At 40.0% G+C, this 225-nt stretch carries 1 protein-coding gene; it reads left to right on the forward strand.

Translation table 11 applies throughout. The annotated features are described in order from the left end of the window. A partial coding sequence (locus FHP04_RS14600) for a hypothetical protein (RefSeq protein ID WP_158319161.1) occupies positions 1-225 on the forward strand: 225 nt, incomplete at both ends.

Here is a 225-nt window from a genome sequence, read left to right on the forward strand (position 1 = left end):
GCTTTATCTGTAACGATTAATGATGTGCCAAATGCACCAGCTACACCAACTGCTGATGTAGTTCAACCAACGTGTGCAGTACCAACAGGTAAAATTTCAATTACAGCTCCATTGGGTGCAGGATTTGAATACAGTATTGATGGTACGAACTATCAGGCTTCAGTAGACTTTATTAACTTAACCTCTGGTACTTATAGTGTAACGGCTCGAAATACTTCAGATCCT

The organism is Aequorivita sinensis, from assembly GCF_006346335.1.
In the GTDB taxonomy this organism is placed as follows: Bacteria; Bacteroidota; Bacteroidia; order Flavobacteriales; family Flavobacteriaceae; genus Aequorivita; species Aequorivita sinensis.